At 43.8% G+C, this 22,033-nt stretch carries 21 protein-coding genes; 14 read left to right on the top strand and 7 right to left on the bottom strand.

All coding sequences use genetic code 11. The features are described from left to right. Positions 1 to 13: 13 nt before the first annotated feature. Both ACUC6J_RS24640 and ACUC6J_RS24635 read right to left on the bottom strand, forming a co-directional pair. A complete protein-coding gene (locus ACUC6J_RS24640; RefSeq protein WP_447249569.1) occupies positions 14 to 166 on the bottom strand; it encodes a DUF4062 domain-containing protein in 153 nt (50 codons plus the stop codon). 66 nt (positions 167 to 232) lie between these two features. Beyond that, the gene (locus ACUC6J_RS24635) at positions 233 to 1,156 is read right to left on the bottom strand and encodes a helix-turn-helix transcriptional regulator (RefSeq protein WP_019689064.1); all 924 of its coding nucleotides are present in this window, start codon (positions 1,154 to 1,156) and stop codon (positions 233 to 235) included. Between the two features lie 102 nt (positions 1,157 to 1,258). Here ACUC6J_RS24635 and ACUC6J_RS24630 point away from each other — a divergent pair, with 102 nt between their 5' ends. The 5 genes from ACUC6J_RS24630 to ACUC6J_RS24610 all read left to right on the top strand — a co-directional run bounded on the left by ACUC6J_RS24630 (position 1,259) and on the right by ACUC6J_RS24610 (position 5,708). After that, on the top strand, positions 1,259 to 1,723 hold the full coding sequence (locus ACUC6J_RS24630) for a VOC family protein (RefSeq protein ID WP_447249568.1): 465 nt from the start codon (positions 1,259 to 1,261) through the stop codon (positions 1,721 to 1,723). 237 nt (positions 1,724 to 1,960) lie between these two features. After that, complete coding sequence (locus tag ACUC6J_RS24625; RefSeq protein ID WP_017426016.1) at positions 1,961 to 3,925, top strand: elongation factor G; 1,965 nt, start codon at positions 1,961 to 1,963, stop codon at positions 3,923 to 3,925. A gap of 105 nt (positions 3,926 to 4,030) precedes the next feature. After that, positions 4,031 to 4,384: a DUF4303 domain-containing protein gene (locus ACUC6J_RS24620; protein ID WP_017426017.1), complete on the top strand. Its 354-nt coding sequence runs from the start codon at positions 4,031 to 4,033 to the stop codon at positions 4,382 to 4,384. A gap of 33 nt (positions 4,385 to 4,417) precedes the next feature. Continuing rightward, on the top strand, positions 4,418 to 5,059 hold the full coding sequence (locus ACUC6J_RS24615; RefSeq protein ID WP_017426018.1) for a hypothetical protein: 642 nt from the start codon (positions 4,418 to 4,420) through the stop codon (positions 5,057 to 5,059). 121 nt (positions 5,060 to 5,180) lie between these two features. Further along, positions 5,181 to 5,708, top strand: a complete 528-nt coding sequence (locus ACUC6J_RS24610) for a hypothetical protein (RefSeq protein WP_017426019.1) — start codon at positions 5,181 to 5,183, stop codon at positions 5,706 to 5,708. 72 nt (positions 5,709 to 5,780) lie between these two features. Here ACUC6J_RS24610 and ACUC6J_RS24605 read toward each other — a convergent pair whose 3' ends face one another. Continuing rightward, on the bottom strand, positions 5,781 to 6,161 hold the full coding sequence (locus ACUC6J_RS24605; RefSeq protein WP_017426020.1) for a hypothetical protein: 381 nt from the start codon (positions 6,159 to 6,161) through the stop codon (positions 5,781 to 5,783). 275 nt (positions 6,162 to 6,436) lie between these two features. Here ACUC6J_RS24605 and ACUC6J_RS24600 point away from each other — a divergent pair, with 275 nt between their 5' ends. From ACUC6J_RS24600 to ACUC6J_RS24590, 3 genes are all read left to right on the top strand, one after another. Beyond that, a complete protein-coding gene (locus ACUC6J_RS24600) occupies positions 6,437 to 7,771 on the top strand; it encodes an SMI1/KNR4 family protein (protein ID WP_242211437.1) in 1,335 nt (444 codons plus the stop codon). 156 nt (positions 7,772 to 7,927) lie between these two features. Next, entirely contained in the window at positions 7,928 to 8,482 is a 555-nt protein-coding gene (locus ACUC6J_RS24595) for a GNAT family N-acetyltransferase (RefSeq protein WP_017426022.1), read from the top strand. Between the two features lie 425 nt (positions 8,483 to 8,907). Next, positions 8,908 to 9,441 carry a YceI family protein gene (locus ACUC6J_RS24590; protein WP_017426023.1) on the top strand — a complete coding sequence of 178 codons (534 nt, stop codon included), beginning with the start codon at positions 8,908 to 8,910 and terminating at the stop codon, positions 9,439 to 9,441. A gap of 38 nt (positions 9,442 to 9,479) precedes the next feature. Here the strand turns inward: ACUC6J_RS24590 and ACUC6J_RS24585 are convergent, their stop codons facing one another. The 3 genes from ACUC6J_RS24585 to ACUC6J_RS24575 form a co-directional block, all read right to left on the bottom strand. Then, positions 9,480 to 10,901, bottom strand: a complete 1,422-nt coding sequence (locus tag ACUC6J_RS24585) for an MDR family MFS transporter (RefSeq protein ID WP_447249567.1) — start codon at positions 10,899 to 10,901, stop codon at positions 9,480 to 9,482. A 315-nt stretch (positions 10,902 to 11,216) separates the two neighbouring features. Continuing rightward, entirely contained in the window at positions 11,217 to 11,456 is a 240-nt protein-coding gene (locus ACUC6J_RS24580) for a hypothetical protein (RefSeq protein WP_025366236.1), read from the bottom strand. Between the two features lie 215 nt (positions 11,457 to 11,671). Next, positions 11,672 to 12,760 (bottom strand): GntR family transcriptional regulator, encoded by a 1,089-nt coding sequence (locus ACUC6J_RS24575; protein WP_016822495.1) that lies wholly within the window; start codon positions 12,758 to 12,760, stop codon positions 11,672 to 11,674. A 290-nt stretch (positions 12,761 to 13,050) separates the two neighbouring features. Between ACUC6J_RS24575 and ACUC6J_RS24570 the strand changes: the two genes are divergently transcribed. From ACUC6J_RS24570 to ACUC6J_RS24550, 5 genes are all read left to right on the top strand, one after another. Further along, positions 13,051 to 14,664: a xylulokinase gene (locus ACUC6J_RS24570; RefSeq protein ID WP_017426026.1), complete on the top strand. Its 1,614-nt coding sequence runs from the start codon at positions 13,051 to 13,053 to the stop codon at positions 14,662 to 14,664. Between the two features lies 1 nt (position 14,665). Next, the gene (locus ACUC6J_RS24565; protein WP_031462514.1) at positions 14,666 to 15,361 is read left to right on the top strand and encodes an L-ribulose-5-phosphate 4-epimerase; all 696 of its coding nucleotides are present in this window, start codon (positions 14,666 to 14,668) and stop codon (positions 15,359 to 15,361) included. Between the two features lie 40 nt (positions 15,362 to 15,401). Continuing rightward, positions 15,402 to 16,826: an L-arabinose isomerase gene (gene araA / locus ACUC6J_RS24560; RefSeq protein WP_016822498.1), complete on the top strand. Its 1,425-nt coding sequence runs from the start codon at positions 15,402 to 15,404 to the stop codon at positions 16,824 to 16,826. 94 nt (positions 16,827 to 16,920) lie between these two features. After that, entirely contained in the window at positions 16,921 to 17,784 is an 864-nt protein-coding gene (locus ACUC6J_RS24555; RefSeq protein ID WP_017426028.1) for a hypothetical protein, read from the top strand. Between the two features lie 93 nt (positions 17,785 to 17,877). Beyond that, positions 17,878 to 19,440, top strand: coding sequence for a sigma-70 family RNA polymerase sigma factor (locus ACUC6J_RS24550; RefSeq protein WP_090889189.1), 1,563 nt, complete (start codon positions 17,878 to 17,880; stop codon positions 19,438 to 19,440). Between the two features lie 137 nt (positions 19,441 to 19,577). Here the strand turns inward: ACUC6J_RS24550 and ACUC6J_RS24545 are convergent, their stop codons facing one another. Next, on the bottom strand, positions 19,578 to 19,934 hold the full coding sequence (locus tag ACUC6J_RS24545; RefSeq protein WP_016822501.1) for a hypothetical protein: 357 nt from the start codon (positions 19,932 to 19,934) through the stop codon (positions 19,578 to 19,580). A gap of 544 nt (positions 19,935 to 20,478) precedes the next feature. Between ACUC6J_RS24545 and ACUC6J_RS24540 the strand changes: the two genes are divergently transcribed. Then, complete coding sequence (locus tag ACUC6J_RS24540; protein WP_016822503.1) at positions 20,479 to 21,978, top strand: malate:quinone oxidoreductase; 1,500 nt, start codon at positions 20,479 to 20,481, stop codon at positions 21,976 to 21,978. Positions 21,979 to 22,033 lie beyond the last annotated feature (55 nt).

Genomic DNA, 22,033 nt, shown 5'->3' with positions numbered 1-22,033 from the left:
TACACCAGACGAGTTAAAACAAGGAGCTGACGGCGGCAGCTCCTTTAGTAATTTCGCTGATAGCGACGTTAAGCTGAACCGTATCATTGGCTTCAACAGCGGTATGTCTCTCCTCAATAAGATCGTTGAAAGTGGAGGATACGTAAACCTGTAAATTTTCCCTCACGGGGCCACCCAAATTAAAGAATTAGTATAAAAAGAATCCACCACACTCTCTCTTTATTTATCAGAATTAATTGGGGTTTTCATTATATATCGCCACCATTTTATTTAAATAATTTCGAAATTCTTCAACATATGCTTTGGGCTCTACGACTTCTAGATTTGTACCGAGGCTTGCTAAAAATTGAAATCCATTAGTGTTTTGAGGAACACGGATGGTGGCTAAGAGATAATCAGGACTATAGTTTTCAATACTCTTTCGGCCGTACCTTTCTATAAATTGATCTTTTATGCTAGGCGAAATTAATGCCTTAATAGAGACTGATTCCGATTGATAACTTGCTTCATGTTCTTGTCCCAATGAATCAACTCTAGGGTTAAATGTGATTTCCTCCATAAGAAGATGATCGATCCTGGATAATTTAAATGTTCTATATCCCTGACGATGTAAACAGAATCCCTTCAAATACCAACTCATTTCGCTAAAATGGAGCTGATATGGCTCGACAATTCTATTCGTCGCGGTGCCATTTTTATCTATATAATCAAATGAGACCAACTTTCTCTTTGATATCGATTCTTGGCATATCTTCAAGGTTTGAAGAATCTCAGACCGACCCTCCCAATCATAAAATGACAGTTGGATTGAACCTTTTGGAGACAATGGGCTAACCATGGCTTCTATTTTTTTAATAGTCACTTCAACTTCTTCACTAATTAGAATTTGTCCTAATCCGCCGAGCGCAGTCAATATATTCTCCAAGTCAGAGTTGCTTAAAAGACGTTTATCAACCTTGTATTCATCCATAATGCCATAGCCGCCATGAATTCCATGAATAGAATAGATCGGGATGTTCGATAAACTCAGAGTTTCCATATCCCGAAGGATCGTTCTTTTGGAAACGTTAAATAATTGTGCGAATTCTTTTGTTGTAACGATGTCTTTTTTCAGCAATATCATGATGATGGATATTAACCTCTCGACCTTTTCCATAGGTTCTCCTTCTTTTTTTGTACTATATCTATAAATGGTGACATACATCTGTCACCTCTTATTCATTATACTGCATGTATAACACGAAGGAGGTTTTACTTTATGTCAGCTATTGTATATTTAAACTTTGATGGAGTTGCAGAACAAGCGATTGATTTTTATTCGAAGGCTTTAAACGCGAGAGAAGTTAAAAAAGTTAAATTTAAGGATTTCTCGCAAGATCCAAACTATCCATTATCGGAGAATGAATTAAATATGATCATGGAGTCCTCAGTCGAGTTTGCAGGCGGAAAAATCATGATGTCGGATGTTTTGCCTTCCATGATGGCGGTAACAGGGGAACTAGTGAAAGGAAATAACGTATTTATTAGTCTAGTTAATCATGATAAACAAACATTGGAAGAATACTTTAAACATTTGTCTGTTGGCGGCCATGTTGTGATGCCGTTAACAAATACGCCTTGGTCTTCGTGTTTTGGAATGCTGGTTGATAAGTTTGGGATCTCCTGGAAATTTAATAGTGACGCAGTTCAGTTTCTCGATAATGTTATTTCAAACAAACAGTAACTCAGACCCATTTCTGACAATACTCGCTTTCGGCATTAATTGAGGAGTTATTTTACTTTCCGATATCTTATGTTTGCTATGTTTGCTATCCCTAATGTGGTGATGCCACTACCAAGTTTGAAGTTATGTTGGCTTACCAGCAAGTTGTGAGCGCAAACCAACTTCTACCCACTCTCCCGATTTCTATGCTTTAATAAAATGAGTAGTATCAACAAGAAACGTTGAAAGTGGGATTCTATGAAGCGACTAACGATTGGCCTGTTCGCCCATGTGGATGCAGGTAAGACAACTTTTGCGGAACAGCTGCTGTACCATACGAACAGTATCCGGTCGCGTGGGCGGGTGGATCATCAGGATGCGTTTCTGGACAGCCACGACATCGAGCGGGCAAGGGGCATTACGGTGTTCGCAGATCAGGCGGTAATGGAATATAAAGGAGACAGTTATTATTTAATAGACACGCCCGGACACGTCGATTTCTCCCCGGAGATGGAGCGAGCGATTCAGGTCATTGATTATGCCATCCTGATTGTAAGCGCAGTTGAAGGTGTCCAGGGCCATACGGAGACGGTCTGGCAGCTGCTGCGCAAACATCGGATTCCGACGTTCTTCTTTATCAACAAAACGGATCGGATCCGCGCGGATGTAGGCAGAACCGAGGCAGATATCCGACAGCAGTTAACGGGGGAAGTATGTTGCATTACACAGAGCTTGGCTGACGGCATAGTCGGCGAGCCGCTGCGGGAGGCCATGGCGGAGCGAGACGAAGCATTGCTGGAAGCATTCCTGGAGGGGAGAGAGGATTCCGGCTTCTGGCTGGAGGCCTTGCAGAGGATGATAGCGGCGGGTCTTCTCTTCCCCTGTGCTTACGGCTCTGCGCTTCAGGATACAGGCGTCGTTGAATTTCTGGATCAGCTGCATCTGCTGACGACAACCACTTATGACGAGAATGCTTCGTTCCAGGGGCGGGTTTATAAAATTCGGCACGATGCAGGCGGAGTGAGACTCACGTTCATTAAGGCGCTGGGTGGTCGGCTGAAGGTGAGAGAACAGCTTAGTTACGAGAGCGGCGGGGTTCAATATGACGAAAAAATTACGCGGCTCTTCTTGTTTAACGGACTTAAATCGCAGCCGGTGGAACAAGTGGAGGCCGGCGATTTGTTTGCGGTTGCCGGATTGTCCGCCGCCGAGGCCGGACAAGGTCTGGGGTCGATATCGGACAAGTTAGCTTACGATTCGGAGCCGACATTACAATCGAAGGTATTATTCGACAATTCGATACATGTACAGAAGGTGCTCGGTGCTTTTCGCACACTGGAGGCGGAGGAGCCGTCTCTAAACGTCGTTTGGGATGAAAAATTGCAGGAGATTTCTATCCGCGTCATGGGATTGATTCAACTGGAAGTGCTGGTGCAGCTTGTTAGAGAGCGGTTTGGCTTTGCTATCTCTTTTGGACAACCGGAAATCTTGTATAAGGAAACGATTCAATCGGCTGTGAAAGGGTACGGCCACTTCGAACCGCTCAGGCATTATGCGGAAGTGCATCTGCTGATTGAACCGGGAGAAAGGGGCAGCGGCATTATGTTCGATAGCAGATGTCATGCCGATGATCTGAATGTCAGCTATCAGAATCTGATTCGGAATCATCTCTATGAACGGGAGCATCACGGACTGCTGACTGGCATGCCGGTCACCGACGTGAACATTACGCTGCTGAGGGGGCGCGCGCATAAAGAACATACCCATGGTGGCGATTTTCGTGAGGCTGCTTTTCGAGCACTACGGCAGGGGCTGGAGAAGGCGGACAATGTGCTGCTGGAGCCCTATTACGATTTCAAAATCAAGGTCGCTATCGATGAAATGGGCAGGGTGCTGTCCGATATTCAGCGTGCTTCGGGTATTTTTAATCCACCGCAGACAACCGGAACGCAAGCGGTGGTCACGGGCAGGGTGCCTGTGTCGACTTTCATGAACTACAGTACCGAATTTGCATCCTTTACGCATGGACGAGGCAGTATCCGTTGCGTGTTCAGCGGCTACGATCGCTGTCATAATACGGAGGAAGTCATAGAACGGATGGGCTACCGCAAAGGGGCAGACCCACTGTATACATCCTCCTCTATCTTTTGCGCCAAAGGGGCGGGTTACTCGGTGCCATGGGATGAGGCGGAAGCCAAGATGCACCTTGAATTAGAACCTTAATCGCACACATTTCCAGGATTCAGGCGAAAAGTAGGTAAATTTAGAACGAACAATTTTTATAATGGAAATAAGATATATATTTTATAGGGCTAAGGGGCGATTGTCATGGAACCGACGCATGAAATACAGGCGCTGGCGGCAGAAGCCGATTCACCCTATTGTTGTTACGAGGATGAGGACTTCGATGATGTTAAACAATTATTTATGGAGCGTCCTTCCATTGTGGAGCTTGAAGCTGATGAATGGAATCGTGAATTTGATTCGAGGCTGAAGGCCATGGAGCTGGCGATGAAAATGCTCGATGATGAAGGCGTGTTTGCCTTGAATCAACCGCGAGAGTCTGTATGTGTCCTTGTCGAGATCATGCGGCCAGATGAGATCAATACCGAAATCGCCCTGCGTTTGAATCAGGCAGAGTCGCCAGCTATGCAAGCATGGCTGGCGGAAGCAGCGGAGTAAGGGGTTTCGCGTTTCTTGAGGGAGAGTTGTAAAATGCCTAATGAATATCAAATGAATATTTTAGCTGAGAGAACGGAATGTATTCTTTATTATGCGGGGTCGATCCTATCGAACAAGCATAGTGCGGGCTGGATCGGCGGGAATGCGCCCGAATTTTTTGATAATCAATCGGACCTCATCCACGAAGATAACCAAAAATATGTTTTTTACTTGAGCCTCGTCCATCCCTTTAAACCGGAGAGCATGATTTCGATCTTCATCCCTGAAGACTATGAGGAGTATTTAGAAAACAACATTTATCCTAATTGCTCGGTCAAGGTGATTGAGCATCCCACTTCAACTGAAAGTGTCAAAGATATGTTTACTAACCCAGGGCTTGTAAAGCATGCAATTTCAGATGGGGAATTAAGCCATGACAAAAAATCGATGGATCAGCCTTTTTTGATCAAAGTAGGCGGAAACCCGAGACTTATTCAAAATGAAGACTATTATTTTACGAAGTTGAAAGAGGAATCATTCTCTTTTTTATTTCAGGTAGATGAAGATGGTTATCCCAAAACGTTGCTTCAAGAGGATTACAATTATCCCTTTGGTTTTGGATCACTATATATTTTCGCCAACGTGGGGACGACTGAGATACAACATCCAGTAGCAGGTTTTTGGCAATTCTCTTGATTTGGCGTGGGGCTAACGAGCACGTTAGGCGATTTTTGGCGTGCGTATGCCCCATTCGCACAAGCAGGAAGCCCGCCCCTGGCGTAAACTGAATTATAATCAGTGAGCGAGGTGAACTTCCATGGCACAATCGAAAGAGATGCGTGCACGGGCTAAGAAGTTTCAAGGCCGTCCGGTCTGTGTCACCCTGCACAGCGGAGAGACTTATGTCGGCTACATCACCGACGTTAATCGCGGCGGGTTGGTACTTTCCAGTGCTGGGGCTCCCCCGCGTGCTCCTTCCAGGAAGCAAGATTCCCGATCTCTCAAACGCAGAGCCAGTTCGCATGCCCCGGGCGTCCGTCTCGGCAACCGGAAAAGCGGTGCACGTAAACCGTCTAGCCGTTCGCGCTCTCGCAAGCCGGACGCCAAGGTGTCGGCATTCCTGCCGATGATGGGCTCGCTGTTAGGCGGCCTTGGCGGCTCCACTGCAGGCGCAGGAGGGCTTGGCGGTATGCTCGGCGGCGGCTTGCGACTGTTCGGCATGATCCAGAAATTTGTCCCGGTTGTGAAGATGGGCTACGGCATGATCAAGTCTATTCGCCCGTTTCTCGGCGCTGTTAAAGGCTTGATGCCCTCGGCTAGTCCGACTACGCCGAATAACGAATAATCGTACCCCTGTGGACTTTAAGCCCCCTTTGAGTGGTCAGGTCAAAGGGGGCTAGCCCACAAGCCATTAGGACTACCACTGTCTAATCCAGATTGGATTTAGCTCGGAATAGCCCATCTCCTTTAATAAATCCCAGGCATTATCCAGAACCTGAGGTTTCCCCTGGGTCAAAAGCTCTTGTCGTTTTGCCATCAAGTAAGAGATAATTTCAGCGATATGCTTGGGTTTACCCAGATGGAGGACAGTTTCCATGTTATTATTTTGTGCTGAAATATCATAAAAGGCCCAATAAGTACGAGGCTCTTCATCGGGAGGATCTGCCTGGAAGATGAGCGTGACTTTGATGTTTTTATTCTCTTTGGGAGATAGGTTTAGGATGAAGCGAGACCCGCCTGAATACCAATAAACGAAGGCATAACCGTCGACCGTAATATTTCTTAATTGGCTTTTCATTATTTTCTCCCTCACTCTATGTTGTTTAAAATGAACTGCGTTTAATGAGTTTAATTAAATAATTATGTCGTTAATTTCCGAGAAATGAGGAGTGGCTTACATGAATAACAAGGTGATTATAGTCTAATCCACATATAGATTCCATTCATATGGATTTTTCCTGTGGTACTCTAGATACATATCATTTTAAAGAGGTACGACCCATAGAAAAAACAATAAAATTGCTGGATAAGCAAACAAGGAAACCTGGCTATGGTCAACAGGAGAGTTCAAATATGTGGTTTAGGAAGAAAGAAACGCAACTGGATCGAATAAAAAACAAACTGAGTCAAGCCATGCGCAAGGACGCGGACTTCTCGGTGTTTGGAGCATCCTCACATCAATATAGGGTTAAAGAGAAGCTTACAGCAAAAGAGCTAGAGGACTGGCAAACCCTCAATCAGGTCACACTTCCTGAGCCTTACGCGCTGTTTTTAATGAAAATCGGCAACGGAGGCGCCGGACCCTACTATGGAATTTATTCACTTGGAAAGGCAACTTCCTACACCGAGCGCCAGGTGCTCCTTGCAAAATCCGTTCTGCATCCCGGGATGACCAAAGAGGAATGGAACCATCTGATTGAGCCCCTGACCAGGGACGAGGACATTCCCGATGAGGAATACGACGACACCTGTAATAAGGTGTTGGGCGGCATGTTGTGCATAGGTACCCAAGGTTGCGAATACGACATGTATCTCGTACTTGAAGGGAAATATAGGGGGAGAATTGTGTGCACCTCCGATTTTCATCCCGATCATCCTTTTTTCTTTGTCTATGAAGGTAGCTTTCTGGATTGGTATGAGCGCTGGCTGGATGAAATTATTCTGGATTATGATATCGGGTGGTTTGGCAGTCGAATGCCGGGTGATGAGAATGCACTGATCCAGATTTATCAGAGCGCTCCAAACGAAGAAATCCAAGCTAAAGCGCTTGATGGATTGTTCAAGTTTAAGAAGGTCTCTCAGCTAACCCTTGCTTTTTTGAAAAATATTGCGGAACAAAGCCCCAAAAATCGGACCACAGCCATTAGGCTTATCTGCAAAACTTCCTTTGACACGGGTAGAAAATATCTTCTGGAGCTGTTGCAATCGGATGAACATGAGGATTTTCTTCAAGCTTTACAGATTCTGCACGCTTCCAGTAAAACTGAGGATTTAACGAAGTTTATTTCAGTGATCTTGCAAAGGCTTGACAGGATTGACGACCCAGAAGCGTTGCGTTATGCAGGGTATATTTTGGAGAATTACGGTGCGATTACGCTTCAGAACTTTGCGCCTTTCTTGTGTCATGCCGACCTGAAAATGCAAACCACTGCCATCTATGCCGCGCGCAGTTGCGAAAACAAGCTGGGAAGCTGGCAGATCATTGAACAGATGCTGATGGGGGGCGGCCCGCAGGTTCTGAATAACTTGATTTTATACTGGGGCATTATCCCACATGAGAAGTTGCTACCTTACTATAAGGCGGTATGGCCGGAATATAAAAGCAATCCGAATTTCAAAGGAGAATTTATCAGCTGTTTGCGAGAACTGCATTTGCCAAATGATTATTTCGACAAAGACGAATCGTGAGGAAGGCGTGTATAAATTATCCATAAAATGTTGACGGATAAGTTTAGAGTATCAGCCTTCAATTGATTGGCACCTGCAAGCTCACCTTCGTGATGTTTCATTAATATCTCGTACACAACTTTATTGTCCGTTTAAATAACAATTGGAGGTATATCCATGCAAATACTTGAAACCAACCGATTGATCCTGCGGAATTTTGCCGCAACCGACGCTGCCGGATTGTTGGAGTATACAGCTAATCCAAGAGTTAACTGCTTTATGGATCACCAGATTTCGACGTTGGAGGAAGCTACAGAGGAGGTCGAAAAAAGAAGCGGTGACGACTCCCATATCGCGGTATGCCTGAAAGACAGCAACGAACTGATCGGAGAACTATTTGGTATGAAGGAAGAACGAGATTCGGATACGTATGGTATTGGATGGAATTTTAATGCCAGATTTGAAGGGAAAGGGTACGCAAGTGAGAGCGCCAACGCCTTCATAGAATATCTCTTTACGCAACAGGAAGTAAGGAGACTGTACGCCTATGTCGAGGACGATAACTTCCGTTCCCAGAAGCTGTGTGATAAACTGGGCTTTCGCCAGGAAGGCTGCTTCATGGAATTCGTTTCATTTGTTAAATACGAAGACGGCACGCCGAAATACGAGAATACGTATCAATATGCATTACTGAAAAAAGAATGGCTCTCTCAACGTGCTAATCAGAAATAAAAAACAAGAGATTAAACTCATTTTTAAAACTAAGAAACGTCACATAACAAATACGGCGACTTCTCTTTAGTGGATTGCAAAGAAAAGTCCGTTTGGTTTAAAGTTTCGATATAGGGTCTGGTTTAGCTACCCCAAAACGGCTTTGCAATCTGCTGACCTTGATCGATCTTCGTCCTTACTCAGCTTCACAGGTTGTTTCCGCAAGCTTCCAGTCACTCACAAGTTACTATAAGTTAGAACACAACTTTATTGTTTAGTACATAACTTTATTGACTATAGACAACGAGGAAGCCAAAAAAATGCTAAAACGCTACTGACATCCCGTTGTCAGTAGCGTTTTTGTATATTAGGAGTATGCGAATATCGCAGTGCCTTGAGAGGGAGCGACCCTTCTCAAAATCTTATTATAGAGGTGGAACTTATTCATGGAAAATATCAAGTGGGAAGTTGATCCGGACCACAGCTCCGTTGAGTTTTCAGTAACGCATTTAATGATTAATAGAATCAAAGGAGTATTCGAGCATTTCCAAGCGATCTTGAGTTTTGATCCTAATGATTTAGCAACCATGGGTATTCAGGCTTCCATAGATGCAAATAGTATCACAACTCGCCAATCGCAACGAGATGAGCACCTGAAGAGCGACGACTTCCTTCATGCAGACAAGTATCCAACCATTACGTTTGAAAGCACCAGCTGCGTCCTTGCTGGCGAAAGGCAATATGAACTTACGGGCAATCTAACTCTGCATGGAGTAACAAAACCCATCACTTTTCATACCGTTTTTGAAGGACTTAACAAAGACCCTCGCGGCCGGGAACGTGTAGGATTTCATTCTACAGCCAGTATTGAACGCAATGAATTCGGCTTGACATTCAACTCCCATCTGGAAAAAGGCGGGATTGTTGTCGCGAATGAAGTGAGAATTGAACTTTATATCGAGGCAATTAAAATAGAGTAGCGATCCTATACATGATTTAATCTGTGCCTAGTAATGAATTAATTATGTTCAGATGGCTTTTTTATAAACCAACCCAGCACTATAATAAGTATTGCAAGAATAAATTCAATCCAAAAAACTGTTTGTAGACCGGAAACCATGCTTTGTGTCTTCTCATGCATTGCAGTGGGATTGAGCGAATGATGAAGATAACGATTGGCTCCAGACGACATGATGCCGACGAACAATGCGATGCCAATTCCACCTGTAATCTGTTGGAGCGTATTGTATATGGCTGTGCCATGAGGAACCAGGTGACGTGGAAGTTGATTCAATCCTGTTGTCTGAGCCGGCATGACGACGAATGACATGCCTAAGAATAAGAGGATATGATTGAACAGAACGGAACCTTGTGTTGTATCACTGTCGATGCCGGTAAACAGCCACAACGATATGGCGATCAGGAATAGTCCGGGCGCAATGACGGGTCTCGGCCCAAATTTATCGAGTAACTTACCCGATACCGGCATCAGCATCCCGTTCAAAATGCTACCTGGCATTAGAAGTAAGCCTGTCGCAAATGCTGTCAACTTCATCACATCCTGCATATAGAACGGCAGCAATGTTGTTGTGGCGAATAGAACCATCATCTGAATTACAATCAATACCGCAACCAGAGAAAAAGTGTAATGCCGGAATACGGAAAGATCGATCAACGGCTCTTTGATCTTAAGCTGGCGCCATACAAGCAAGAGCAAGAAAAGGCTGCCTATTGCAATCGATCCGTAACCTTCAGGCTCAAGTGAGACACTTGTTTGGCTGAAGCCATAGGTGACGCTGCCGAAACCGACGGTTGACATCACAATGGATACAAGATCGACCCTTGGCTTGGTCAGTTCTGTCACATTCTTTAAGTACACGAATGCATAAATCATCGAAAACAGTGCGATAGGAAGCACCATGTAGAACAGCCATCGCCATTGAAAGGTATCGATAATCAAGCCAGACAAAGCTGGCCCGATGACAGGAGCGACCATGATGACCAGCCCCATGAGACCCATGGCGGCACCCCGGCGTTCTGGAGGATAGAGGGCGAGAATCGTATTCATCATCAACGGAATCAATAATCCTGTTCCGCAAGCCTGAACAACCCTGCCCATCAGCAAGATTCCGAATGCCGGGGATACTGCACACAAGCAGGTACCTGCCAAAAATAACGCCATCGCAGACATAAACATCTGGCGAGTCGTGAACCATTGCTGTAGTAATGCGGTCACCGGCACCAGTACGCCGATCACGAGCATATAACCGGTCGATAACCATTGTATGGTCGAAGCAGCAACGTTAAATTCTCTCATCAATGCAGGAAACGCATTGGTAAGTAAATTTTCGTTAAGAAATGCGACAAATGTACCGATGAGTAGAGCGGTTAATATTGCCCCTCTCTTCATTTCTCTTGCATCTTGAGCCTGATTGTCCATCTTCTACCTCCCGATTGTTCATGACGTTCCGACTATTGTTTGTATATCGCTTATCCCGCAACGCCTGAAGATCATTTTACGTGGAGTGGGATGAATTGGAAAAAGCGAAATTACTCATCATACTCGGAAATTCATTCATATTTCGAAAGCAAAAGGGGGGTCCGCCACGGTGTCGCTCATTCGCGCATTATTTCTTGACAAGATGAGGTTAGGGGATTATGATAACGTGCCGGTCAACTCTATAAGGCAAATAAAATCAAAAAGGCTGATTTTTCGTAGTGCCTTGGCACCGGAATCGTCAGCCTATCGTGCAAATTATCCTACACCATCACTTTCTAACAAAGAATAAAAATTATCACGGTCTTGGTCATCAAATTTGCCAAGTGCCCTTACCCTAACAAATTCATGTCCGCCATACATGTCTATTTCCTCACCGTACCTATTGTAGAGCGCGATTATATTTCCATCCTGATTCAACTCCAAGTACCCGTAATATTTTGCTTCAGGCACTTCACCGTAAAAAAGCGTAAATCTGATCTTGATCACTCTGTGCACGCAGATCCTCCTCTACTGCCTTTCATATTGGCTTTGAATATATACAGTATTCCCCACAAAATGTCAACAGATTTAGTTTTCAGGTGATAATGGTGGATAAGTTATTTCGCTTCGCATCTGGCAAGGAATCCAAAAAAGGCCAAAACGCTACTGACATTCCGTTGTCAGTAGCGTTTTGTATATTACGAGTATGTGAATATCACAAATTTCCCCCTTCACTTCAATTTCTTCTTTACCGTCTCTCCTTCAATTAACACGGGCTGATAATAGGTTTGGTTGCTTAGATCCTTCTTCCCTTGCAGTTTCTTAATTACCCAATCGGCGGCATCACGGCCCATTTGTTCCTGTGGGTGTGTCAATGTCGTGAGTTTGATGTTTGCATTTTTGGAAATATAGGAATTGTCTTGGCCAATAATGGACAAATCTTCGGGAACGGATATACCAAGTTGTCTGCATACATGTACAACTTCTAGTCCGACCTCGTCGTTATAGCAGACAATTGCGGTTAAATCGTCTCTTTGTTCGGTCAAGAATTTCTTCAAATTGGTGGACAGATCCTGCTTCGTTTCTGTATAGAATGAGAGCACTTGCTCGGGGTGAAAGCGTAATTTGGCTTCTCCAAGCGCTTTGATATAACCCTTCATTCGATACTTCCCTTGTAAATCGTCCATTTTGGCAATGATGCCAATCTGTGTGTGTCCGTTAGCGATCAATTCTTTGGTTGCCAGATAGCTGGATTGTACGTCATCGAGACAGAAGTAAGGAACCTCCAACTCTTCATAATAGGCATTAATCATGATGAATGGAACATCCTGTTCCTTGAACGTCAGATAGTAAGCGATATTGGGATTATATAGATTGCTCTTCGTAGGCTCAATGATCAAACCATCGACACCAAAGGACAGCATCATCTCCAAAGCTTTCTTTTCCTGTGCGACATCATTATTGGTACTGGCTAATAGTAATGAATAATTATCTTCGTTCAATCTGGCTTCAATCCCGCGAATAATAGAGGGAAAGATGTAATCAGAGATGTAGGTTGTGATGACTCCGATGGTTTTATTGCTGGAATTGCCACCGGTTTTTGACCGAAATTGGTTGCTGACATAGGTGCCAGATCCTTTTTCACTTCTTAAAAAACCTTCGTTAGATAGTTCCAAAATAGCCTTTCGGACCGTCTGGCGACTAACTTTATACTTATCCTGCAAAGCGAATTCCGTTGGGATTTGTTCTCCTACGCTGTATGCCCCTGAAAGAATGTTGCTTTTTATATCCTCAAGGATGACCTGATACTTTGGTTTCACTTTATTCCTTCTTTCCAAGTTGTTCTAATACTAATTAATGTATCTATAATATTTGTATGTACATATTTTAGCATAATTATGAGTTTATTATAATCTATTGTCCTATCTGTATAAATACTAAAGTTAAAATAGAAAAACACTCGGTTCGTCAAAGTATTTGTAAGTATAACTATGGTTTTGTATTGACAAATGTACGCACAAAAAATATACTAAGGCTGTAAACAAAAGAAAGCGCCTTCTTTCAATTATTGCGATTATAACAGTTGTTCAGAGAGAGGAGTAACGTGAGCATGGATCAAGACATTAAACAAGCGATTACTAAGGGAGAAACCTCACTTGGTATCGAATTTGGATCCACACGTATCAAGGCAGTGCTGATTGATCATCGTTTTGAAACAATCGCATCTGGAAGCTATGAGTGGGAAAACCTCTTGGTAGATGGATATTGGACGTACAACTTAGAGAGCATTATTACAGGTCTACAAGAGGCTTATCGTGAAATGAAACAAGAGGTTGAACAAAAATACGGAATCACCCTTCATACGGTTGGTTCTATAGGATTCTCTGCAATGATGCACGGCTATATGGCTTTTGACAGCAAAGGTGAATTACTTGTTCCGTTCCGGACTTGGCGGAATGCGACAACTGGTGCTGCAGCAAAAGCTTTAACTGATAAATTCCAATTCAACATTCCTGAGCGATGGAGTATTGCTCACTTGTATCAAGCGATATTGAACGAAGAACAACATGTTCCTCATATTGATTTTATTACGACGTTGGCTGGATATATTCACTGGCTGCTGACTGGCAACAAAGCCATTGGCATCGGAGACGCTTCGGGGATCTTCCCAATTGATGAGACTACACATGATTATAACGAGTCGATGGTTAAGCAATTTGATGAACTCATTGCAGCCAAAGGCTACGATTGGAAATTACAAGACATTATTCCTAAAGTTCATATCTCAGGCGAGCAGGCAGGTGTACTAACCGCAGCGGGAGCCAAAATCTTAGATAAATCCGGAGATTTGCAATCAGGTATTCCGCTTTGTCCTCCAGAAGGTGATGCGGGAACAGGAATGGTCGCTACGAATAGTGTGAGAAAACGTACTGGCAACGTGTCTGTGGGAACCTCAGTTTTTGCCATGATCGTATTAGAGAAGGATCTTTCGGCGGTATATCCGGAAATTGATCTGGTGACCACACCGAATGGTAATCCAGTCGGAATGGTTCATGCCAACAACTGCTCAAGTGATCTCAATGCTTGGCTGGGCTTGTTCCGTGAGTTCTATGAGGCCATGGGGCAAAAGGCGGACCCGAATCAATTATTCAGCGTGTTGCTGAACAAGGCTTTAGAAGCAGATCCAGATGGCGGCGGCTTACTTAGCTACGGCTATTTGTCAGGAGAGAATATCACCGGAATAGAGAAAGGTCGGCCATTGTTTGTCCGCTCCCCTGAGAGCCGTTTCAATTTGGCCAATTTCATGCGCACTCATCTGTTCACTGCATTTGCTGCTTTGAAAATCGGGATGGATATTTTGACGAAGAGAGAAAATGTCGCAATTGACAGCATTCTGGCTCACGGCGGTTTATTCAAAACTCCTATCGTCGGACAAAAAATTGTCGCGGCAGCTATGGATGTTCCGGTATCCGTGATGGCAACAGCTGGAGAAGGCGGAGCGTGGGGTATGGCTATTCTGGCTTCTTACATGATGAACAAGGATCAGCAAGAAAGTCTGGAAGACTTCCTCGACCAAAAAGTATTCAGAGATGTTGAGGGACAAGAAATTCATCCCGACGGTTCCGATGTTAAGGGATTCGAAACATTCTTGGAACGCTACACACAAGGCCTGGCGATTGAGCAGGCTGCTGTAGATAATCTAGTGGAAAACTGGAGGAATTGACGTGTTAGAGCAGCTGAAAGAAGAAGTATTTCAAGCCAATCTGGATTTGCCTAAACATGGACTCGTGAAATACACCTGGGGTAACGTAAGTGCTGTTGATCGTGAGCGCAGCTTATTCGTTATCAAACCGAGTGGTGTTAGCTATGACACGATGAAACCTAGCGATATGGTAGTTGTTGATTTTGACGGCAATGTTGTTGAAGGAGAGATGAGACCTTCATCGGATACACCGACTCATGCCGTACTTTACAAGCACTATGCAGAAATCGGCGGTATTGTGCACACGCATTCGACCTGGGCGACCGTTTGGGCTCAAGCCGGCCTGGACGTACCTGTAATGGGGACTACTCATGCAGACACCTTCTATGGTTCTGTTCCTTGCGCTCGTTTCTTGACACAAGACGAGATTGATCGTGGTTACGAAGCCGAAACAGGCCGTGTCATCATCGAAACTTTTGAGCAGCGTGGGCTGGATATTTTAGCAGTGCCAGGTGTCCTGCTTAAGGGTCATGCTCCCTTCACTTGGGGAAAAGATGCGAAATCCGCAGTTATGAATAGCGTCGTGTTGGAAGAAGTTTCGAAAATGAACCTATTCGCACGGGAATTGAATCATTTTGCTGAAGAATTGCCGCAGCGTATTCTAGATAAACACTATTTGCGCAAACATGGGAAAGACGCTTACTACGGGCAAAAATAAGACAACTATACTAACAAACGAAGAAAAGAGGATGAATGTTATGTCAACAGTAGGTACAAAACAGTTCTGGTTTGTCGTAGGTTCACAACATCTGTATGGGGAAGAAGCATTAGCAGAAGTGAAAGCACACGCACAAGAAATGACCGATGCCTTAAATAAAAGCGGTGTGTTGCCTTATCCGCTCGTATTGCAGGATCTGGCAGTTAGTGCAGACAAAATCACCAGCCTCATGAAAGAAGTCAACTATCGTGATGAGGTTGCTGGTGTCATCACTTGGATGCATACTTTCTCACCTGCAAAAATGTGGATTCGCGGTACTAAATTGTTGCAAAAACCGCTGCTTCATTTGGCTACTCAGTATAATGAAAGCATTCCTTGGGCTACAATTGACATGGACTTCATGAACCTCAACCAGGCAGCTCATGGTGACCGTGAATATGGATTTATCAATGCCCGTCTGAAAAAACAGAATAAAGTGGTCGTAGGGTATTGGGAACGCGCGGAAGTGCAAAAGCAAATCGCAGAGTGGATGGATGTAGCGGTTGCTTATAACGAAAGCTTCAATATCAAAGTTGCCCGTTTTGGCGACAACATGCGTAACGTTGGTGTTACGGAAGGGGATAAGGTCGAAGCCCAAATCCAATTTGGATGGACCGTTGACTACTTCGGAATTGGCGACCTTGTTCAGTACGTCAATGCTGTGAAGGAAGAAGAAATTGATGCTTTGTTCGCGGAATATTCCGAACTGTATGAATTTGATTATGGTACTTACAGCAAGGAAGCTTGGGAATCCAGCGTAAGAGTGCAAGCAAGCTATGAAATTGCTATTAAACGATTCCTGGATGATGGTGGTTATACTGCCTTCACTACAAACTTTGAAGATCTCTACGGTATGAAACAGCTTCCTGGTCTTGCCGTTCAACGTTTGATGGCACAAGGATACGGCTTCGCTGGTGAAGGAGACTGGAAGACTGCAGCGCTGGATCGTCTGCTTAAAGTCATGAGCCATAACCAATCCACTGGCTTTATGGAAGACTACACCTATGAATTAGCGGCTGGTCAGGAATCGATCCTTCAATCGCATATGCTTGAAGTTGATCCAACGTTGGCAAGCAACAAGCCTAAAATTATCGTTTCTCCGTTAGGTATCGGCGATCGTGAAGATCCAGCCCGTCTGGTATTTGACGGTAAGGCAGGAGACGGTGTGGTTGTTTCCATGGCTGACTTTGGCACACATTACAAACTGCTGATCAATGAGGTTACTGCATTTGAACCAACAGTTCCTGCTCCCAAACTTCCAGTGGCTCGTGTACTGTGGAATGTGAAGCCAAACTTCCAAGATGGAGTTAAAGCGTGGATTGAAAACGGTGGTGGTCACCATACTGTAGTTTCCTTGAATCTAACTACAGACCAAATTGTTGCTTATGCAAAACTGGTTAACCTGGAATACGTAATTATTAAGTAATTATAGATCATCTATAACAGCATTGGGTCAGTCCTCAGGACCCAATGCTTTTTATTGTTTCTCAGAGGATTTTAATTCTTAAGGATGTGATACTATGGCGAATTTACCATCTGCGGCAACAAAATTGGTTATGGTTGAAGGTATACCTGGCTCTGGAAAATCTACATTATCCCAATATATACAGGACACCTTAAACACGCATCGAATAGAATCAGAGCTATTTTTAGAAGGGAACTTACGACATCCCGCTGATTATGAATCGGTTGCATGTGTGCCGAATGAGGAACTTGATAGGCTCCGGTCTAGCTATGCCGATGTATTTCATGATATTGATCCATTTGTATCGCTAAGCGGTAACGACTCATTAATCGCATACGCGCTTGCGCAGCAATCAGCACAAAATGAAATTCCTTCTAGTTTGTATGAGGAAATCCGGCGCTATGAAATCTACGATGGAATACCTGTAGAAAAATATTGCGAGTTGATGGTTCAACGTTGGAGTTCTTTTGCTAAGAATCAGCGAGAAAAGGATAAGCTGGTCATACTCGAATGCTGTTTTTTACAGAACCCAGGGTGTGCATTACTCGCTCGACATGATACTGGAAATGATCGATTTGTTCAGCACGTATTACAGATTGCGGAGCAAATTCAGGACCTTAATCCAATTTTGTTCTATCTGAAGCAACCTAGTGTCCGTGAGACGATTGAGCGAGTGAAAACGATGAGGCCTCAAGAGTGGCTAGATTTTGTGATTTGGTACCATACGGAGCAGGATTATGGAAAAAATAAGGGGTTGCACGGGTACGATGGATATATACAGTTCCTTGAACATCGACGAGAGCTAGAATTGCACATTATTGAGCAGCTTCCTTTTCAAACTTTTATAATGGATAACTCCGATTATGATTGGGAGAATCAACAGCGGACTGTTTCGAACATCATGATGAAGTATTTATAATCTCGGGAAACGATAGTTTAATTAGACAAAGTAACCATTTGCAGCCTTACCGGCACTTATATATAGAATTTACATACAGAGGAGGTGCAAGAGGTGCAGCGTTGGATTGAGGAAGCCCGGCTAGGCGATCAAATCGCATGGGAGCAAATTGTACAGCATTTCAGTGGGATGGCTTTTTCAGTAGCATATACGAGGTTGGGGGATTGGGGTCTGGTTGAGGATACAGTTCAGGAGGCGTTCGCTGAGGCTTTTGCCAACCTCCATAAATTACAGGAAGCAGAGGCGTTCCCTGGATGGTTCAAGGTCATTGTCGAACGCCAATGTCATCGTCTTCTGCGCCGCAAGAAGCCGACGATGATGCCGTTGGACGAAACTATAGTCATGGATGTAGGAAAATTTGATGTGGAGCTTATCGCTGAAAGAAGGGAATGGCACCAAAAGCTTCATCAATCCGTCGAGGGTTTATCTGACAAGTTGAAACTGGCAGTTCAGCTGTACTATTTTCAAGGGTATTCAATCGGTGAAATATCAAGCTATCTATGTGTATCTCCATCCGTGTTGAAGAAACGGTTGTTCGATGCCCGCAATAAGCTGAGAGCTTCACTGCTTGTCAGCGACTTTGTATCCATGTTTAACGATATTTACGAAGGAGGAGAATCGGTGCTACATATAGTCAACGGTGACCATGTTGGTGACAAGCTGAGGAAAGGGAACATTCGCGGAGATATCCTGGTCTGGAGAGAAGTGTATCCGGTAGGTCCGGTGTTCCTTGAAATGGGCGAGCCCTCATCTAGAGCAGCAAGAGTGGAATATTTGGAGAGAACTCTCGGGATTCCAGCAGAAGAATATGTATCCAATTGCAAGGCTCAGGAGCAGACTCTGCATAACTTTCATAAGTACGACGAAGTCGTGCTATGGTTTGAGCACGATTTGTTCGACCAGCTGATGCTAAGTTACTTGTTGTACTGGTTTTCAATGCAAACTCTAGGCCAAACCAAACTGAGCTTGCTGTGCATCGGCAACTACCCAGGTATTGAACCGTTTAGGGGCTTGGGACAGCTTACAACGAAGCAGTTAGAAAAATTGTCAGGCACGTGGCAGCAGATTGGCCAGCAGGAGCTTGAGATGGGCAAAAGAATCTGGGAAGCATATACCTCCCCGGATATAACGCGGCATATTGATATTTTGCACGAAGACACATCTGCCCTGCCTTTTGCTCATGCGGCACTTGAACTGCACCTATCTCGTCTACCTTCTACCGCCAATGGGCTGGGCATCGTAGAGCAGACAACTTTGGAACTCATCCAGCAAGGAGTAAATACTCCACAAGAATTGTTTAAGCAGATTGGGAACCGAATAAGTGGTTTGGGCCTGGGTGATTTGGAATTTTGGTATCGTTTGAGGAATATGTCGGAGCAACCACATGCACTATTGGAGATTCAAGGTCGCCACTCATTTTCTGATCATCAAAAGAAAACAACCCCATCCTTTGACCAATGCGTTGTTGCATTATCGGAAGTAGGGAGGAATACAGTGGCAGGAGTACATGACTGGGTGAAGATAAAGGGAATAGACGAGTGCTATGGTGGTTTATGGCTACAAGGTGATTTGGCATGGCGTTGGGATTCAGAGGGAAAGCAGTTGGTGTATACGTAACTTATCCTAAATAACAGCAAGTTCTCTATAAAGTGACTAAGAGTGAGGCATGAAAAATGAGGTGTCTTTCCATAACAAATAGGCCATTCCTTCGGGGGAGGCCCTTTGCTTGATTTAGAATGTGGAACAGGCTTAGTTCATATCAAAAGTCCAGTCACATCCTGATACCCCATACTAACCAACAATTCATTACCATTTAGCTCATGCACTTTCTTCACTGTCACATCTAACTCCATATCAAGTATATACTGCAACACTTCAGCAACATACTTAGGTTGGTTCAGATTAATAGAATATTGTTTACCCTCTTTCATCACCCGTAATCCCTCATTCAAAGGGCTACCAGTGACAATTGTATCTTTAGTAGTAAACTGAATTATAAATTTTATATCTTTATTTTCAGAAATAATAGTCAACTTGGATCTACAGTAAATATCTCTGACTGTTTTATAACTCCACAAGTACGTATTCCCACTAACTACTATTTTCCTCATAGCACTCTAGTCCCCCATTCCTACAAGGTTTACAGAATCATTACAGATTCTGCTTCTTCAGCATTTCAGTCCGAAAACCGTTCTTCCCTGACAAAAGAAAATATTCCAACAATAGTCCAGGTCATGGGGGATCTTCGCCTTATGTCCCTTATTTTACTTGATTTCTATGCATTGTACAGTTTGCGTACAGTCCCAAGATGGATCGCGCATTAATTCTTGAAATCCTACATAACAATTCCTGGTTATTCATATACATAAACTGTTGATTTAATTATTGGGAAGCTGTATTCCACGAGAGTAACAAAATCAGCTATGTTTCTTATAAAAAGCTGAGTTCAATTTTTATTTTCGCAAGAAAATTCTCACTTTTTAGCAGAAATGATTTATAATTATCAGATAAAAGTAGATATAATTTTTAAATGATTATATTTAAGTTATAATGGAGATAGAAAAGGTATGTTCCTGAGTGGAGCCTTGCTTCTTGAGTCAGTTAAGCAGGAGGGCCTGCTCTTTTTTGCAAATATAAGAGATAAGGAAGGTTTTTATGAATAGTATTCAGAAAAATACAGACGTTATCTTAATTGGTGCCGGAGTCATGAGCGCGACTCTGGGATCATTGCTGAAAGAGTTAGCACCGGAATGGGAAATTAAAGTGTTTGAGAAACTGGCAAGTGCAGGAGAAGAAAGCTCTAACGAATGGAATAATGCAGGCACGGGTCATGCTGCACTGTGCGAGCTGAACTACACATCCGAAAAAGCGGACGGATCTGTAGATATTCGTAAAGCGGTTAATATCAACGAACAGTTTCAGCTCTCAAGACAGTTTTGGTCTTTTCTTGTCAACAGTAATTTGATTCGTAATCCACAGGACTTTATCAGGCCCATACCCCATATGAGTTTGGTAATGGGTGAAAAAAACGTATCTTTTTTAAAAAAGCGCTTTAAAGCGCTTTCAAGTGTTTCGCTATTTCAAGGCATGGAATTTTCCGATGACCCTGAAAAGCTGAAGGAATGGATTCCGCTAATTATGGAAGGTCGTACATTGAATGAACCGATTGCGGCAACCAAAATCGACTCTGGAACAGATGTCAACTTTGGTGCTTTAACACGCATGTTGTTTGACCATTTAAAAAGCAAAAACGTCGAGATTAAATACAAGCATAGTGTAAAGGATATTAAACGTGCGAGCGATGGCTCGTGGAAAGTCAAAGTGCATAATCTGGATAACGGAAAAATCGAATATCATACTGCCAAATTCGTTTTTATCGGTGGTGGGGGCGGAAGTCTACCTTTACTCCAAAGAACTGGCATTCCTGAGTCCAAATATATCGGGGGATTCCCGGTAAGTGGACTATTTATGGTATGTAACAATTCTAAAGTGGTCGCCCAGCATCATGCAAAAGTATACGGTAAAGCGAAGGTCGGTGCTCCTCCTATGTCTGTCCCGCATCTGGATACTAGATACATCGGTAACCAAAAAGCGCTGCTGTTTGGACCGTTTGCCGGCTTCTCACCAAAGTTCCTGAAAACGGGTTCAAATCTGGACCTGATTGGTTCCGTAAAACCCAATAACCTCATCACGATGTTGGCGGCAGGGGCAAAAGAGATGGCATTGACCAAATACCTGATTCAGCAAGTGATGTTATCGAATGAAAAGCGCCTGGAGGAATTACGCGAGTTTATTCCCAACGCCAAAATTGAGGACTGGGATATCGTGGTAGCAGGTCAGCGTGTGCAGGTGATCAAAGATACAGAGGGCGGTAAAGGAACCCTTCAATTTGGTACGGAAGTGGTTAGTTCCGCTGACGGCTCGGTGGCTGCATTGCTCGGTGCTTCTCCGGGGGCTTCTACTGCTGTTCACGTTATGCTGGAGGTATTAGAGAAATGCTTCCCACAACATATGGAAAAATGGGAACCAAAAATAAAAGAGATGATTCCTTCTTATGGATTGTCGTTAGCGGAAAACTCAGAGCTTTACCAACAGATCCACAATACCACTACAGAGGTGCTGGGTCTGGGCGAAAAAGAACCGCTGCATCGTTAATTTTACATGGCTAGTAACTCGATCATCCAAATATTTTAATAAAATACAAAGTAAT

The sequence above is a fragment of the Paenibacillus sp. JJ1683 genome (assembly GCF_053006485.1).
This window is presented reverse-complemented; position numbering and strand designations above follow the sequence as displayed.

Coding starts and splice junctions, on each gene's coding strand:
- ACUC6J_RS24595 (WP_017426022.1), top strand. CDS start 7,928: ATGCAAATACTTGAAACCAACCGATTGATCCTGCGGAATTTTGCCGCA.
- ACUC6J_RS24610 (WP_017426019.1), top strand. CDS start 5,181: ATGGCACAATCGAAAGAGATGCGTGCACGGGCTAAGAAGTTTCAAGGC.
- ACUC6J_RS24570 (WP_017426026.1), top strand. CDS start 13,051: ATGGATCAAGACATTAAACAAGCGATTACTAAGGGAGAAACCTCACTT.
- ACUC6J_RS24585 (WP_447249567.1), bottom strand. CDS start 10,901: ATGGACAATCAGGCTCAAGATGCAAGAGAAATGAAGAGAGGGGCAATA.
- ACUC6J_RS24635 (WP_019689064.1), bottom strand. CDS start 1,156: ATGGAAAAGGTCGAGAGGTTAATATCCATCATCATGATATTGCTGAAA.
- ACUC6J_RS24605 (WP_017426020.1), bottom strand. CDS start 6,161: ATGAAAAGCCAATTAAGAAATATTACGGTCGACGGTTATGCCTTCGTT.
- ACUC6J_RS24600 (WP_242211437.1), top strand. CDS start 6,437: ATGTGGTTTAGGAAGAAAGAAACGCAACTGGATCGAATAAAAAACAAA.
- ACUC6J_RS24555 (WP_017426028.1), top strand. CDS start 16,921: ATGGCGAATTTACCATCTGCGGCAACAAAATTGGTTATGGTTGAAGGT.
- ACUC6J_RS24615 (WP_017426018.1), top strand. CDS start 4,418: ATGCCTAATGAATATCAAATGAATATTTTAGCTGAGAGAACGGAATGT.
- ACUC6J_RS24630 (WP_447249568.1), top strand. CDS start 1,259: ATGTCAGCTATTGTATATTTAAACTTTGATGGAGTTGCAGAACAAGCG.
- ACUC6J_RS24545 (WP_016822501.1), bottom strand. CDS start 19,934: ATGAGGAAAATAGTAGTTAGTGGGAATACGTACTTGTGGAGTTATAAA.
- ACUC6J_RS24590 (WP_017426023.1), top strand. CDS start 8,908: ATGGAAAATATCAAGTGGGAAGTTGATCCGGACCACAGCTCCGTTGAG.
- ACUC6J_RS24625 (WP_017426016.1), top strand. CDS start 1,961: ATGAAGCGACTAACGATTGGCCTGTTCGCCCATGTGGATGCAGGTAAG.
- ACUC6J_RS24620 (WP_017426017.1), top strand. CDS start 4,031: ATGGAACCGACGCATGAAATACAGGCGCTGGCGGCAGAAGCCGATTCA.
- araA (WP_016822498.1), top strand. CDS start 15,402: ATGTCAACAGTAGGTACAAAACAGTTCTGGTTTGTCGTAGGTTCACAA.
- ACUC6J_RS24540 (WP_016822503.1), top strand. CDS start 20,479: ATGAATAGTATTCAGAAAAATACAGACGTTATCTTAATTGGTGCCGGA.